We start from the raw sequence: 15,193 nt of genomic DNA, 5'->3' as shown, positions 1-15,193 counted from the left end.
CCCCCCCAGGGGATTGCAGGAGGGGAGCATGGCGCGGAAACCAAAGGAGGCCGTCTCGGCGTCCAAGGGGCGCGGAACGGCGCCGACGGACCCGATTGCGGCCGAACCGGGCGGCAAGGCCAAGGGACGCCGCAGCACCCTGCACGTCGTCGGAATCGGCGCCTCGGCCGGCGGGCTGGAGGCGCTGCGCCCGTTCGTGGCCAATCTGCCGGCCTCGGCCAACATGGCCTATGTCATCGTCCAGCACCTGTCGCCCGCCTATCGCAGCATGATGGTGCAATTGCTGGGACGCGAGACCAAGCTGCCGGTGGAGGAGATCAAGGACGGCCAGGTGCTGGTTCCCAACACCATCTACATCACGCCGCCCAACAAGGATGTCCGCGTCAAGAACTCCACCTTGTGGCTGCGCGAGCCCTCGGCGCCGCTGGGGCCGAAGCCGTCGGTGGACGTGTTCTTCGCCTCGCTGGCCGAGGATCGCGGCCAGCACGCCATCGGCGTCATCTTGTCGGGAACCGGCAGCGACGGCGCTCACGGCATGCGCGCCATCAAGGCCTGCGGCGGCCTGACCGTCGCCCAGGACCCCGAGACCGCCAAGTATGACGGCATGCCGAAATCGGCCATCGATTCCGGCTGCGTCGACATGGTGCTGCCGCCCGACGGCATCGGGCCGGAACTGGCCTCGATCTCGCGCTTTCCCCGGCCGGTGGTGCAGCAGAAATCCGCCGAGTCCGAGACCCGCGACACCATCACCGAAATCTTCCTGCTGGTCCGCAAGCGCACCGAGGTGGATTTCACCCAGTACAAGCCCAATACCGTCCGCCGCCGGCTGGAACGCCGCATGGCCGCCAATCGCATCGAGACCCTGGACGCCTATCTGGATTTCGTCCAGCGCCACCCGTCCGAGCTGGACCTGCTGTGCAAGGACATCCTGATCTCGGTCACCTCGTTCTTTCGCGACACCAAGGCGTTCGACGAGGTCAAGGCCACCCTGGCCGATCTGCTGACCACCAAGAAGCCGGGCGATTCCATCCGGATCTGGGTGCCGGCCTGCGCCACCGGCGAGGAAGCCTATTCCTTTGCCATGATGCTGAACGACCTGCTGGGCGAGGCGGTCAAGTCCTACAAGATCCAGGTGTTCGCCACCGATATCGACCTGGACGCCATGCGCCACGCCCGCAAGGGCACCTATTCCGCCACCACGGTCGAGAATCTGGACAAGTCCTACGTCTCCACCTATTTCGACGCCATGGGGCAGAACTATCAGGTCAAGAAGCCCATCCGCGAGATGGTGGTGTTCGCCCGCCAGGACCTGATCAAGGACCCGCCCTTCGTCAAGGTCGACCTGATCAGTTGCCGCAACGTCCTGATCTATTTCAACACCGACCTTCAGGACCGCATCTTCCAGGTTTTCCACTACGCCCTGCTGCCCGACGGGCATCTGTTCCTGGGCAAGTCGGAATCGGTGGGGCGCTGCGCCGACCTGTTCCGCCCGGTCAAGGCGAGCTCGAAGATATTCCAAAAGCGCATGGTGGCGCCGCGATCCAACAATCCGGTATTTGGGGCCTTCCGCCCCAAGCCGCCGGAACTGCCGGAAACCGGGGCGATCACCGGCAATTCCATCGAGGCGCTGGTGCGCGACGGCTTCGTCGAGGCCTGCATGCCGCCCAGCGTCGCCATCAACGAGAACCTGGACATCCTCTATTACCACGGCGACGTGGACGGCTTCGTCCGCTTTCCCCAGGGGCGGCCCAACCAGAACCTGGGCAAGCTGATCGCCGACGATTTCCGCATCGACCTGCGCGCCCTGGTCCACCGCGCCCGCGAGACCGCCACCCTGGCGCTGGGGACCAGGCGCCAGCTGCGCACCCGCGACGGCGACATCTCCGCCCGTCTGGCGGTGCGGCCCCTCAAGGTCGACGGCGGCCGCGAAAGCCTGTTCCTGGTCTGCTGCGAGAAGGTCGAGGCGGGCGGCGGCGACGCCGAGGCCGCTCCCGCCGCCGCCGGCAGCGATATCCGTCTGATCGAGCTGGAACAGGAACTGACGGCGACGCGCGAGCATCTCCAGACCGTGGTGGAGGAACTGGAGACCTCCAACGAGGAGCTTCAGGCCCTCAACGAGGAAATGCAGGCCGCCAACGAGGAACTGCAATCCTCGAACGAGGAGCTGGAAACCTCCAACGAGGAACTGCAATCCACCAACGAGGAACTGACCACCGTCAACGAGGAGCTTCAGGTCCGCACCACCGAGTTGGCCGGCGCCAACGCCGACCTCCAGAACATCCAGGACAATGTGGGATTCCCCATGCTGGTGGTGGACAAGTGCCTGCGCATCACCCGCTTCACCCCGCCGGCGGCGCGCATGTTCGGATTGCTCCCCTCCGACGCCGGCCAGCTGATCACGGCGGTGCCCAGCCAGTTCCACGTCAAGGACCTGCGCGCCATGCTGCTGGCCGTCACCAACAGCGGCGTCTCCCACGAGGAGATCATCGAGGCCGACGGCCGCCTCTATCGCATGGGCATCTACCCCTACCGCGACCTGCGCGAGCAGAATGCCGGCACGATCCTCACCTTCATCGACGAGACCGAGCTGCGGACCACCCAGAAGGAGCTGGAAGCCACCATCGAGAGCCTGCGCGTCACCCAGGGCGAATTGCGCGTCGCCCGCGACCATGCCGAGGCCGCCAATCGGGCCAAGTCGGAATTCCTCGCCAACATGAGTCACGAACTGCGCACGCCGCTGAACGCGGTGCTGGGCTTCGCCCAGATCATGGCCGACGAGATGTGGGGCGAACTCGGCAACCAGCGCTACAAGGAATACGTCGGAATCATCGTCGACAGCGGCCAGCACCTGCTGTCGCTGATCAGCCAGGTCCTGGACATGTCGGTGATCGAGGCCGGCCGCGCCACCTTGCGCGAGGGCACGGTCAAGGTCGCCGATGTCATCGCCAGCTCCATTCGCCTGCTGTCGTCCCAGGCCGAGGAACGCAGCATCCGCCTCGGCACCCGGGTGCCCGACGACCTGCCCTGGCTGAAGGGCGACCTGACCGCCGTGCAGCGGGTGATGCTGAACCTGCTGGGCAACGCCCTCAAGTTCACTCCCACCGGCGGCAGCGTCCATCTGACCGCCGTCAGCGATTCCGACGGCATGAGCATCAGCGTCACCGATACCGGCATCGGCATCAAGGCCGCCGACATCGCCCGGGTGCTGATGCCGTTCGAGCAGGGCGGCCAGCGCACCCTGGTCAAGGAACGCGAGGGCGTCGGGCTGGGGCTGCCCATTTCCAAGTCGCTGATGGAACTGCATGGCGGCAGCCTCGGCATCGAAAGCGCGGAGGGGCGGGGCACCACCGTCACCGTCCGCTTTCCGGCCGAACGCCTGCTGCCGCCGCTGTGAGGGAGGGGGAGGATGCTTGAACTGTGGCAGGCGGTCGGCTTTCTGGCGGCGGCGATGCTGGTCACCCTGTCGCCCGGTCCCGACAACCTGATGATCCTGTCGCTGGGCGTTTCGCGCGGTCGGCGCCAGGGCATGGCGTTCGGCCTGGGCTGCGCGCTCGGTTGCCTCAGCCACACCACCCTGGCCGCCCTGGGGATCGGCGCGGTGATCGCCGCCTCGCCCTGGGCCTTTGTCGCCCTCAAGGTGGCGGGCGGGTTGTATCTGGTCTGGCTGGGGCTTCAGGCCATCCGCAGCCGGGGCGGCGTCACCGTTCCGGGCCAGGGCGCCGGCGGCGGCGAATCGCTGTGGTCGCTGTTCGTCAAGGGCTTGATCGCCAACGCCATCAATCCCAAGGTGGTTCTGTTCTTCCTGGCCTTCCTGCCTCAGTTCGTCGCTCCGGCGGCGGAAAACCCGGCGTGGCAGACGGCCCAGCTCGGCGTGCTGTTCACCGCCCAGGCGGTGGTCCTGTTCGGACTGATCGGCTGGTTCTCCGGCTGGGTCGGCCAGGGGCTGAACCGGACCCCCGCCATCGCCGCCTGGCTTGACCGGGTCGCCGGCGGCATCTTCATCGCCCTTGGCGTCAAGCTGATCGCCTCGCCGTGATGCCGCCGAGGCGGGGAATCGGCTGGCGGCTGCTGTTGGCCATCGTGCTGTTCAGCTCGGCGGTGACGCTGCTGCTGACCGTCTTCCAGCTTTATCTCGATTACCGCGGCGAGGTCGGCGACATCCACGCCCGCTTCGACGAGATCGAGAAGAGCTATCTGGCCAGCCTGGGCGGCAGCCTGTGGAGTCTGGACAGCGACCAGATCCAGTTGCAGGTGGACGGCATGTGGCACCTGCCCGACATGCAGTACATCGAGGTGCGCGAGACCGGCGCGGCCCGCAAGCGCCAGTTGCTGATCTCCGTGGGGGAGCGGGGAACCGGGCACCTGATCAGCCGCGAGATGCCGATCCTCTACGCCAGGGACTGGGAAAGCGGCGGCCCGCAGGTGATCGGCGCCCTCTATGTCGAGGCCACCCTGGCGGGGGTTTACCGCCGTCTCGCCGACAAGGCCATCACCATCCTGGTCTCGCAGGGCATCAAGACCTTCCTGGTGTCGGCCTTCACCTTGTTCATCGTCCATCGTCTGGTCACCCGCCACCTGATCGCCATCAGCCGATTCCTGCGCGGCTACGGGCCTGGGGCCGGGACGGCCGCCATTCAGCTGGACCGGCGCCGCCGCTACGACGACGAACTGGACGAGATGGCCGATTCGCTGAAGGCCATGTCCAGCGGCCTCGCCGAAAGCATCAACGGGCGCGAGGCGGCGTTGCGCCAGTTGCGGCGCCAGGAGGCGGCGCTGGATCGCGCCTATCGTCACTTCACCACCCAGCAGACCGCCGCCAAGCTGGCGCACGAGATCAAGCAGCCGCTGGCCTGCGCCTCGACCTACGCCCAGGGAATCCAGGGCATGCTGAGCCGCAACGAACTCGATCCGGCCGAGCTTCCCCAACTGGTCGAGCGCATGGTCCGCGAGATCGAACGGGTCAGGGAAATCATCGCCCAGAGTCAGGACCGGCTGGACCGGCAGGCCGACGCCGGCGAAATGGAGACGCTTCCCCTGGGTGGCGTCATCGGCGACGTGCTGCCGCTGCTGCGCCAGATTTGCGACGATCACGGCACCAGGGCCGAGGTGGAGATTCCCGACGGCGGCCCCATGGTGCGCGGCAACCGGGTGTCGCTTCAGCAGGTGGTGCTCAACCTGGCCCGCAACGCCTGCGAGGCCATGGCGCATCAGCCCGAGGCAAGCCGCCGGCTCCGTCTCTGGCTGATCGAGACCGCCGCCTCTGCCGGCTTCGGCATCGACGACAACGGCCCCGGATTCCCGCCCGAGGTCGTCAGGACCGGGCATGCCCTGTTCGCCTCGACCAAACGGTCCGGCAGCGGCTTTGGCCTTCCCATCGCCACCGCCATTCTGCATGCCCATGGCGGAACGCTTGAAATCGGCAATGACGAGCCGGGTGGTGGGCGGGTAATATGCATGCTGCCGAAAGCATGAGGCGAATGCATGTCCCCCGAAAAGCAATTCAAAGTGGCTCTGGTCGACGATGATCCCGGATTCAGGGATGCCTTGCGCTGGCTGCTGGCGGCCAACCGCTACGACGTCAGCTGCTATGGCGACGCGGCCGCGTTCGTCGACGGCCACGACATGGAGGCTATCGGCTGTTCGCTGATCGACCTTCAACTGGGGGATGACAACGGCATCGAGGTCCTGACCCAATCCCGTCTGAGGGGGCACGACGCCCCGGCGATCATGATCTCGGCCTATGGCAATATTCCCACGGCGGTTCGGGCGGTTCAGGTGGGGGCGCTGGAATTCATCGAGAAACCCTTCGACAACGACAAGCTGCTCGACGTGGTCGCCGCCGCCTGCCGCCGCCACGCCGATATCTGCAAGACCCACGGCCGCGCCGTCGACGCCATCCGCAAGTACCGCCTGCTCACCGAACGCGAGGCCGACGTTTACTGGCTGCTGGCCACCGGCATGGCCACCAAGGAGACCGCCGCCCAGCTCGACATCAGCACCCGCACCGCCGAGACCCACAGGGGGCGGGTGTTCGACAAGTTCGAGGCCCGTTGCCTGGAAGACGTGGTTCGCACCCAGTTCCACGTCAAGCCGCTGTTCCGCCCCGCCGCCTGATGCCGTTTCATGGCCGGGCCGGCGGACAAAGTGGGGCGAGGCCGGCGACAGCCCCTTGCGGCGGCATGGTTTTTCCGCCAGTTATTAGGACGGGGATGCTGGATGGCCGGGGTTCGCGGTGAGCGAGAAGGACATGCACGACGTTCTGTTGGTCGAGGACGATCCCGGCGACGCCGGACTGGTGCGGATCGCCATGCGGCGTTCGCAGCATCCCTGCCGGCTGCACCACGTCAAGGACGGCGGCGAGGCCATGGCGTTCCTGCGGCGCGGCGAGGGCCATCCGCACGCCCCCCGCCCCGACCTGATCCTGCTCGACCTCAATCTTCCCGGACGCAGCGGCCATGAAATTCTCGAGGAGATTCGCGCCGATTCCCTGTTGCGGGCGATTCCGGTGGTGATCTTGTCCACCTCGGGGGCGGAACGCGACATCAGGAAGGCGTATTCGCTGGGGGCCAGCAGCTACGTGTCCAAGCCGATGGATGTGGATGCCTTCACCGCCGCGATCCACTCCATCGAGGATTTCTGGTTCGGAACGGCCCAGTTGCCTGCGTGAGCCCACCGATCCGCATCCTGCTGCTGGAAGACGACCCCGCCGATGCCCGGCTGGTGGGGCAGATGCTGCGCCGGGTCAAGACCACCCCGTTCGAGGTCGTCGTCGTCAGCCGCCTGTCCGAGGCGGTGGCGCGGCTGGAGGCCGGCTCCGCGGCCTTCGACGTGGTGCTGGCCGATCTCGGCCTGCCCGATTCCACCGGAATCGCCACGCTGGACGCGCTGACCGGCGCGGCGCCGCGCCTGCCGGTGGTGGTGCTGACCGGCAACGACGACGACGCCATCGCGCTGGAGGCGCTGAAGCGCGGCGCCCAGGACTATCTGGTCAAGGGCATCGGCGACGCCTTCATCTTGTCGCGGGTGGTGCGCTACGCCATCGAGCGCAAGCTGACCGAGGCGGCGCTGCGCGAGGCCCGCGACACCGCCGAGCAGGCGGCGCGGGCCAAGACGCTGTTTCTCGCCATGATGGGCCACGAGATACGGACCCCCCTGAACGGCGTTCTCGGCATGGCGAGGCTGCTGATGGAATCCGGGCTGGACGGCCGCCAGCGGGTCTTCGCCGAAACCCTGGTCTCGTCGGGTGAGCTGCTGCTGGGGCTGGTCAACGACATCCTGGATTTCTCGCGCCTCGACGCCAGCGGCCTGACCTTGGAATCCGAACCCTTCGACCTGATCGACACCTTGGAGGAGGTTCGGCTGATCCTGGCGTCGCGGGCCGACGAGAAGGGGCTTTCCCTGGCCCTGCGCTGCGCTTCCGGCCTGGATCGCCCGGTGCTGGGGGACCGCCTGCGCCTGCGCCAGATTCTGTTCAATCTGGTGGGCAACGCCATCAAGTTCACCGATTCCGGCGGCGTCGTCGTCACGGCGGACCATCTGGAGAACGGAATGGTCCGCATCTCGGTGATCGATACCGGCATCGGCATTTCCGGCGAGGCGCGGCCGCACCTGTTCACCGAGTTCTGGCAAGGCGACAGCGGCGCCGCCCGCCGCTTCGCCGGCGCCGGGCTGGGACTGGCCATCTGCGCCCGTCTGGTGGCGCTGATGGGGGGCGCCATCGATTGCGTCAGCGAACTTGGGCGCGGGACGACCTTCATGGTCGACCTGCCGCTGACCGGGCGGGACGAACGCCTTCCCCACCGCGAGAGTCCGGAGGGGCGGCCATGCGGACCGCACGCCATCCTGCTGGTCGACGACAATCAGGTCAATCGCGAGGTCGCCGCCGGCCTGCTGGAGCGGCGGGGACACAAGGTCAGCATCGCCTGCGACGGTTTCGAGGCGGTGGACAAGGCCCGTTCCGGCGGCTTCGACCTGGTTCTGCTCGACATGCGCATGCCCGGCATGGACGGCATCGAGACGGCGCGGGCCATCGCCGCCTTGCCCGGCGCGGCCGGCAAGGTTCCGCTGGTGCTGCTGACCGCCAATCCGATGGTCGAGGATGAAGCCCGCTGGCGCGAGGTGGGAATTCGGGGCTGTCTGGCCAAGCCGTTCCGAATCGACGATCTCGGCCGGCTGCTGGCGGGCCTGGAGGATGGCGGCGCGGCGACGGCAAGCGAGCCGCCGCTGCTGGTTCCGTCCGGCCTGCAAGCAGATCTCCGCGACCTGGGCGCCGAGCGCATGGCCGGTCTGGCCGCCTTGTACCGGCGCTCGTCCTTCGACGACCTCGTCCTGATCCGCGAGCATTGCCGGTCCGGCCGCCTGGACGATCTGGCCAAGGTGGCGCATCGCATGGCCGGGGCCGCGTCCAGCCTGCATCTGGCGTTGCTGGCCGCCCGCTGCCGGTCGCTGGAGGATACGGCGCGCCGCTCCGATTCCCCGGGCTGCGCCGCCGGGCTGGACGATCTGGAGGAATTGTGGACCAGGTCGGCGGCGGCCCTGGACGAGGCGCTGGGTGGTCAGCCGGCGACCAGCCGGTAGCCGATGCCGTGGACGGTCAGGATGACGCTGGGGTGGCGGGAATCCTGTTCGATCTTGCGGCGCAGCCGTCCGACCAGGACGTCGATGGTGCGGTCGATCACCGCCTCGCCGTCATGCTGGGTGAGGTCGAGCAGCTGATCCCTGGTCAGGGCGCGGCCGGCATTGCGGGCCAGCGCCGCCAGCACGTCGAATTCTCCCCGCGTCAGCCGGACATTCTCGCCGGTGGGGGAGAGCAGTTGGCGGGCGTCGCAATCCAGCCGCCAGCCGGCGAAGACGTAAAGGCCGGAGGCCGAGCGTTCCGCCGCCATGGTGGGCGCCACCCGCCGTTGGAGATTGCGGACCCGCACCGCCAGTTCGCGGGGGTTGAACGGCTTGGTGATGTAGTCGTCGGCGCCGATCTCCAGCCCGACGATGCGGTCGGTCTCGTCCTGGCGGGCGGTCACCAGGATGATGCCCACCGACGACCTGGCGCGCAATTCGCGGGCCAGGATCAGGCCGCTTTCGTCGGGAAGGTTGATGTCGAGCAGGACCACGTCCGGAACCGAGCGGGCGAGGATCGATTTCATGTCGCGGGCATCCCCCGCCTCGCTGACCTGAAAGCCGTCGGCGGTCAGATAGGCCGCCAGTTTGGCACGGGTCACCGGTTCGTCCTCGACGATCAGGACATGGGCTTTCACCGGCAAGTCTTTCTCCGATCAGCATGTATGCATTCACAAACCGTTTACAGGGTATTGACGGGCAATTCAATCGCCACCGTAAATCCGTTCCGATAAAGCGGGTATAACAGCCGTCATGAGCAATCGGCCGACATGGCCGGAGTATCGCCGGAAAAGTGGGGTTTGCCGTGCCGGGAGAGGCTTCTTCCATGGATCGTTACGGAGACGGCGGCGCCCGGCGCCTGTTGCCGTTGTTCGGCGGCGTGATGGTGGCGGTCGCCTGGCTTGGGCTGTGGTGGGATGCCGGAGTCGCCCGCCGGATACTGCCGGGCGAATCGATCCAGCCCCTGTGGTCGGAATTCAGCCGGGCCGGCGGTATCGCCATGTTGCTGGCCGGGGTGGCGGGCGTCACTCTGGCGTTGTTCCACGTCGTCCGCCAGCACCGCCGCGCCGTCGCCGAACTGAGGCTCCGCGAGGCCGAGTTGAGCGAAAGCCGCGAGCGTCTGCGCCGCTATGTGGTCGACCTGGAACGGGTGGCCCACGTCTCGTCCCACGACATGCAGGAACCGTTGCGTCGCATGGTCGCCTATGCCCAGTTGCTGGAACATCACGGGCGCGACGGACTGGACGAGGAGGGCCGCGTCTATGTCGGCCATGTGGTGGACGCCGCCCGGCGGATGAAGGCGCTGGTCAGCGGCCTTCGCGCCTATGCCTCGGTGGACAGCCTGCCGCAGCCGGAAACCAGGACTTCCGCCATCGGAGCCGTCGGCGTGGCGCGCCAGCGCCTGGGCGAGAGCCTGAGCAAAGCCGACGTCGCCCTGGTGGTCGATCCGCTGCCAGACGTCGCCGCCGATCATGCCTCGCTGGTGGAGATCTTCGTTCAACTGATCGACAACGGCATCCGCTTCCGCTCGGCGGGCCGGCGTCCGGTCATTCACGTCTCGGCGTCGCGTGTCGGCGCCATGGTCGAATTCAGCGTGCGCGACAACGGCATCGGCATCGCGCCCGGCCGGGTGGCGCGGATGTTCGAGATTTTCTACCGCCCCCACGAGACCGAGGCTGCCGCCGGCGGCGGCGTCGGCATGGGGCTGGCGGTGGTTCGCCGGCTGGTCGAACGGCTGGGCGGCGCCGTCAAGGTCGCGTCGGCGGCGGGAGAAGGCAGCACCTTCAGTTTCACCTTGCCCGCGGACCCGGCGCCGCCGGCCGCCATGATACGGAAATGGAGTCAGGAGGCTACGTCCACCTGATTCCGGTGGAGCGCGTTCTGCCCGCGGCAATCCCCGAACCCCAACGCCGCGGGTGGATACGAAGAGGGGAGGATGCCCCCAACGTCCTCCCCTCACCGCACCACGACGACGTTCCTCCGCGACCATCCCCGAACCCCAGTGTCGCGGAGGGGCTTGGAGGAGGGGGCGATCCCCAAACGCTCCCTCCTCCTTCACATGCGCATCGGCCACATGCGCATCGGCAATCCGGCCATGATCGCGTCCGCCCCAGGCGGCGATGGCCTTCCCGCTGCGGGAGGATTATGCTGGCCCGGTGGAAAATGTCGTGATCAGCCGGACGGGGAAGCTTCTCGCCATCGTTTCCCTGGCCTTCGGACTCGCCGCGCCGGCGGCGGCGCCTGCCGCCGACGCCAGGCCGGCTGACGGGCCGCTCGTCGTCCTGACCGTCGACGCCCTTACCGGGACGGTCCTGTCGGACCAGGGCGGCGGCCGGCCGCATCATCCCGCCTCCCTGACCAAGATGATGACCGCCTATGTGGCGTTTCGCGCCGTCGAGGCCGGCAAGGCCTCGCTGGACGCGGTCATCGCGGTCTCGCCGGCCGCCGCCTCGCAGGGCGGCTCCGTGCTTGGGCTGCGGACCGGGGAGTCCATAACCCTGGGGGCCGCCCTCAAGGCCATGATCGTCCGCTCGGGCAACGACGCCGCCGTGGCGGTGGCCGAGCATCTGGCCGGCAGCGAGGCGGCCTTCGCCGAGCGCATGACCGCCGAGGCGCGCCGCCTGGGCATGACCTCGTCCAGTTTCCGCAACGCCACCGGCATGACGGCCGCCGGCCACGTCTCCACCCCTCGCGACATGGCGGTCCTGGCCCTGGCCATCGAGCGGGATTTTCCCGGTTTCAGGCCCATCTTCGCCAGTCGCGACACCACCTGGAAGGGGCGGTCGTTGCCCTCGGTCAATGGCTTTCTCGCCAATTTCCCCGGCGCCGAGGGTATGAAGACCGGCTTTACCTGCCCGGCCGGATACAATCTGGTGGCGGTGGCCAGCCGTGGCGGTCGCCGCGCCGTGGCGGTGGTGATGGGGGCGGGCAGTTCGGCCCAGCGCCTCGCCACCGTCCAGGGCGCCATGGAGCGGGCGCTGAGGACGGAACCCGCCCCCGGCCGGCCGCTGGCCGCCGTGGTCAATCTGTCCGACCCGCCGCCGGACCTGTCCATGCAGGCCTGCGGAATTCGCTCGGGCGGCCTTGGCGCCCAGGTGGCGGCCGGCCGCCCGGTCCCGCCGGGCTGGGCGCTGGAGGTGGCGTTCGGCGTCGATCGGAGCAAGGTCGCACGGCAATTGGCCACGGTTCATCGCGAGCTTTCCTCCCGGCTGGGCGGCGGCACGGCGCTGATCGTCCTCAAGCCGAGGGATGGGCTGCTGCGGTATCGCGGCCTGATCGTCGGCCTGGCCGAGCGCCGCGCCGTCGACACCTGCCTGGCCGAGCGCGCCCGGGTGGGCGAGGAGCGCTGTCTGGTCTTGACACCGGTCATGTTGAATGGCGCACTGGAGGACGAACGCCGGTTCCGCATGATTTCCGCGCGTTAATTCGGGCGCGTGTAGTGTAAGCGCCCGATTATCCGGCCCGTGGTTGTGTGGTAGAGTGCAAGGAGTCGGCTAAGGAGGCCATGATGAAGACCAAACTGTTCACTGCCCTGTTTATCGCGGTGGGGCTGCTGCTGACCCAGGCGCCGAGCACGGTTGTCGCCGCCGATCCGCCGGTTTCCCTGCTGATGCAGGTGAGCGGCACGGTCGAGCACTCGCGCGACGGCAACACCTGGAAACCGGTCACCCGCAACAAGTATCTGTTCGCCGGCGACATGATCCGCACCGGTTCCGACGGTTCGGGCAAGCTGGTGGATCAGGCCACCAACATGGCCCAGACCATCGCCGCCGGAAGCAAGATCGAGGTCGCGGGAACCGCGCTGAAGGTGGTCAGCGGCACCCTGTCGGCGCCGGAAGCCGCGTCGGGCGATCTGGTGGCCGGTCTCGGCAACCGCTTCGCCGAGGCCCAGCGCTATACCACGGTGCGCCGCTCCGTCCAGAAGGAGGGGCCGATCAAGTTGCGCGTCGTGCAGCAGATCACCCTGTCGGCCACCTATCCGGAACTGGCCTGGCAGAGCTTCGGCAAGAAGCACGACTTCGTCGTCACCATCGGCGGCGCCGCCCACAAGGTGGCCGGAACCGATTCCGATCTGGTCCGCTTCAAGGTGCCGGAACTGGCTCCCGGCAAGCACAGCTTCACCGTGGCGGTGATGGACGGCGCCAACAAGGTGGCCGAGACCGACAAGGAAGGCGGCATCATCTGGCTGTCGGCGGCCGAGGACAAGGCCCTGGCCGAGTCCATCGCCAAGATTCGCGCCATCAACGCCAAGGACGACTTCTCGGTCGCCAACCTGCTGGACGAGAAGGGCGTGACCGTGGCGGCCATGGACCTGTACCGCAAGTACTTCGACGACAACAGGGACGACAACGAGATGCGTCCGCTGCTGATCCGCGCCTATAACGAGCTGAAGCTCGTCGAGATGAAGAACAAGGAGGCGCTCGTTTACAACGAGAAGCTCAACGCCAACTGATCCGGGAAACGGGCGTCCGCCACCAGGCGGGCGCCCTTCGCCTTTGGGGGGCGCCATGAGCGGAAAGTCGAAGCGCTACGATATTGTCTTTACCATCCTGTTCTTCCTGATCGCCATTCCTGCCCAGCATTTCGAATGGTTCGCCCTGCTGGAAGATCAGACCATCACCATCCGCCACCAGATGCGCATGGCCTATGGCGATACCCGGGCTTTGACGGTGTCGCCGGAAGTGGTGCTGGTCAATACCGACGAGGCATTCTTCAAGGCGTATAAAAGCTTCCCCCTGCGGCGCACCGACATCGCCGCCATCGTCGCCAACCTGAAGGAACTGGGCGCCAAGGTCATCGCCGTCGACATGCTGATGGATTTTCCGTCGTCCTATGGCGAGGACCCCAAGCTGGCGCAGACGCTGAGGGAGGCCGGCAATACCCTGCTGGTGGCCCAGGGCGAGTTCCGCGACGGCGCGTTCGTCAAGATCAACTATCCCACCGCGATGCTGGACCAGGCTTCGGCCAGCGCCTACACCAACATCCAGTCCAACAGCAAGCTGGTGACCTCGCTGTCGCGGCTGCGCATCTATCCCGAGATGACCGGCGAGAAGGGCGGCTGGCCCTTCGCCGTCAAGGCGGCGGCCATGTTCCTGGGGGTCGAGCCCAAGCTGGACGGCAACACCCTGGTGCTGGGCGGCCTGCGGGTTCCGCTCGACCACGAGAACAGGCTTTACATCGATTTCCCGCCGCTTCCCGCCGGCACCCGTTTTCTCAGCCAGTCGGCCGGGATCAGCGCCCTGGAATTCCTCGACATCTCCGGTCTCGACGACAGCGAGCGGATGGAGCTGAGCTTCTGGATCAAGGACAAGATCGTGGTGGTCGGCGACACCTCTGAGGTGTCGCACGACTGGTTCGACACCCCCGTCGGCATGGTCTACGGAGTCGAGATCATCGCCGATTCCATCAGTTCCATCCTCAAGGGCGCGCCGCTGCGCGCCGCCGGTCCGGGAACCGCCGCCGCCGCCGCCATGGTGGCGATGATGGCCATGGTGGTTCTGTCGCTGGCCCTGACCCGGCCGCTGCTGCGCGGCCTGTGCGTCCTGGGGCTGGCGGTAGGGTTCTTCGGCCTGTCGACCATGCTCTACGTCAATGCCGGGCTGGTGCTGCCCACCTTCTACGTGGTGCTGGCCATCGTGCTCAGCTACCTGCTCATGGAATTCCGCCAGTATCTGGTGGAGCGCAGCCAGAAGCAGCAGATCGCCAAGACCTTCGGTCAGTACATTCCGCCGGAGCTGGTGGCCGAGATGAACCGGAGCGGCCAGCAGGTGACGGTGGGCGGCGAGTCCCGCGAGATGACGGTGCTGTTCTCCGACGTGCGCGGCTTCACCACCATCTCGGAGGGGCTGGCGCCGCAGGAACTGACGGTGCTGATGAACGCCTTCCTCAGCCCCATGACCCACGTCATCCACGACCATCGCGGCACCATCGACAAGTACATGGGCGACGCCATCATGGCGTTCTGGGGAGCGCCGCTGCACGACCCGGACCACGCCCGCCACGCCATCGAGGCGGCGCTCGGCATGGTCAAGAGGATGGAGGACCTGCGCGACGACTTCATCGCCCGCGGCTGGAAGCCCATCAAGGTCGGCATCGGCCTCAACACCGGCATCATGAATGTCGGCAACATGGGCTCGGACTTCCGCATGGCCTATACCGTGCTGGGCGACGCGGTCAACCTGGGCTCGCGCATCGAAAGCCTGACCAAGCAATACGGCGTCAACCTGATGATCAGCGAATACACCAGGGCGGCGGTGCCGGACCTGATCGTCCGCGAACTGGATCTGGTGCGGGTCAAGGGCAAGGACACCCCGGTCGGGCTGTTCGAGCCGCTGGGCTTCGAGGGATCGGCCGACGCGGCGGCCCTGGCCCGGATCGATCGCCACCATTCGGGCCTGGCCTTGTATCGCGCCCAGGACTGGGACGGGGCCGAGGCCATCTTCGCCGCCCTGGCGGCCGAGGAGCCGGACCGGATGATCTATCGCATCTATCTTGACCGCATCGCCCATTTCCGCGAGGACCCGCCCGGTGATGCCTGGGACGGGGTCTATACGCACAAGGAGAAGTAGGGGGCTTT

Annotated in this window: 11 protein-coding genes; 10 read left to right on the top strand and 1 reads right to left on the bottom strand. The window is 67.3% G+C overall.

The annotated features are described in order from the left end of the window. Nucleotides 1-28: 28 nt before the first annotated feature. From MTBSS4_RS05820 to MTBSS4_RS05795, 6 genes are all read left to right on the top strand, one after another. A complete protein-coding gene (locus tag MTBSS4_RS05820; RefSeq protein WP_173982456.1) occupies nt 29-3,394 on the top strand; it encodes a chemotaxis protein CheB in 3,366 nt (1,121 codons plus the stop codon). 12 nt (nt 3,395-3,406) lie between these two features. Further along, a complete protein-coding gene (locus tag MTBSS4_RS05815; protein ID WP_173982455.1) occupies nt 3,407-4,036 on the top strand; it encodes a LysE family translocator in 630 nt (209 codons plus the stop codon). Continuing rightward, nucleotides 4,036-5,472 carry an ATP-binding protein gene (locus tag MTBSS4_RS05810; RefSeq protein WP_254432409.1) on the top strand — a complete coding sequence of 479 codons (1,437 nt, stop codon included), beginning with the start codon at nt 4,036-4,038 and terminating at the stop codon, nt 5,470-5,472. Before MTBSS4_RS05815 ends, MTBSS4_RS05810 begins: the two co-directional genes overlap by 1 nt. A gap of 9 nt (nt 5,473-5,481) precedes the next feature. After that, nucleotides 5,482-6,114 (top strand): response regulator transcription factor, encoded by a 633-nt coding sequence (locus tag MTBSS4_RS05805; protein WP_173982453.1) that lies wholly within the window; start codon nt 5,482-5,484, stop codon nt 6,112-6,114. Nucleotides 6,115-6,247: 133 nt separating this feature from the next. After that, the gene (locus tag MTBSS4_RS05800) at nt 6,248-6,667 is read left to right on the top strand and encodes a response regulator (RefSeq protein ID WP_173982452.1); all 420 of its coding nucleotides are present in this window, start codon (nt 6,248-6,250) and stop codon (nt 6,665-6,667) included. Further along, nucleotides 6,664-8,577 carry a hybrid sensor histidine kinase/response regulator gene (locus tag MTBSS4_RS05795; protein ID WP_254432404.1) on the top strand — a complete coding sequence of 638 codons (1,914 nt, stop codon included), beginning with the start codon at nt 6,664-6,666 and terminating at the stop codon, nt 8,575-8,577. The genes MTBSS4_RS05800 and MTBSS4_RS05795 overlap by 4 nt, the downstream gene beginning before the upstream one ends. On the opposite strand, the gene MTBSS4_RS05790 is transcribed toward MTBSS4_RS05795, so the two are convergent. Then, nucleotides 8,556-9,254: a response regulator gene (locus MTBSS4_RS05790; protein ID WP_368667764.1), complete on the bottom strand. Its 699-nt coding sequence runs from the start codon at nt 9,252-9,254 to the stop codon at nt 8,556-8,558. The genes MTBSS4_RS05795 and MTBSS4_RS05790 overlap by 22 nt on opposite strands. Before the next feature lie 188 nt (nt 9,255-9,442). Here MTBSS4_RS05790 and MTBSS4_RS05785 point away from each other — a divergent pair, with 188 nt between their 5' ends. From MTBSS4_RS05785 to MTBSS4_RS05770, 4 genes are all read left to right on the top strand, one after another. Then, nucleotides 9,443-10,480, top strand: a complete 1,038-nt coding sequence (locus MTBSS4_RS05785) for an ATP-binding protein (RefSeq protein WP_173982450.1) — start codon at nt 9,443-9,445, stop codon at nt 10,478-10,480. A gap of 304 nt (nt 10,481-10,784) precedes the next feature. Continuing rightward, on the top strand, nt 10,785-12,041 hold the full coding sequence (locus MTBSS4_RS05780) for a D-alanyl-D-alanine carboxypeptidase family protein (protein ID WP_254432403.1): 1,257 nt from the start codon (nt 10,785-10,787) through the stop codon (nt 12,039-12,041). An 80-nt stretch (nt 12,042-12,121) separates the two neighbouring features. After that, nucleotides 12,122-13,069: a hypothetical protein gene (locus MTBSS4_RS05775; protein ID WP_254432402.1), complete on the top strand. Its 948-nt coding sequence runs from the start codon at nt 12,122-12,124 to the stop codon at nt 13,067-13,069. A gap of 55 nt (nt 13,070-13,124) precedes the next feature. Beyond that, nucleotides 13,125-15,185, top strand: coding sequence for an adenylate/guanylate cyclase domain-containing protein (locus tag MTBSS4_RS05770; RefSeq protein ID WP_173982448.1), 2,061 nt, complete (start codon nt 13,125-13,127; stop codon nt 15,183-15,185). Nucleotides 15,186-15,193 lie beyond the last annotated feature (8 nt).

Origin of the sequence: Magnetospirillum sp. SS-4 (assembly GCF_902729425.1) — a bacterium.
Taxonomy (GTDB): domain Bacteria; phylum Pseudomonadota; class Alphaproteobacteria; order Rhodospirillales; family Magnetospirillaceae; genus Phaeospirillum.
Note: the sequence above shows the minus strand (reverse complement) of the source record. Positions and strands in the feature narration are given on the sequence as shown.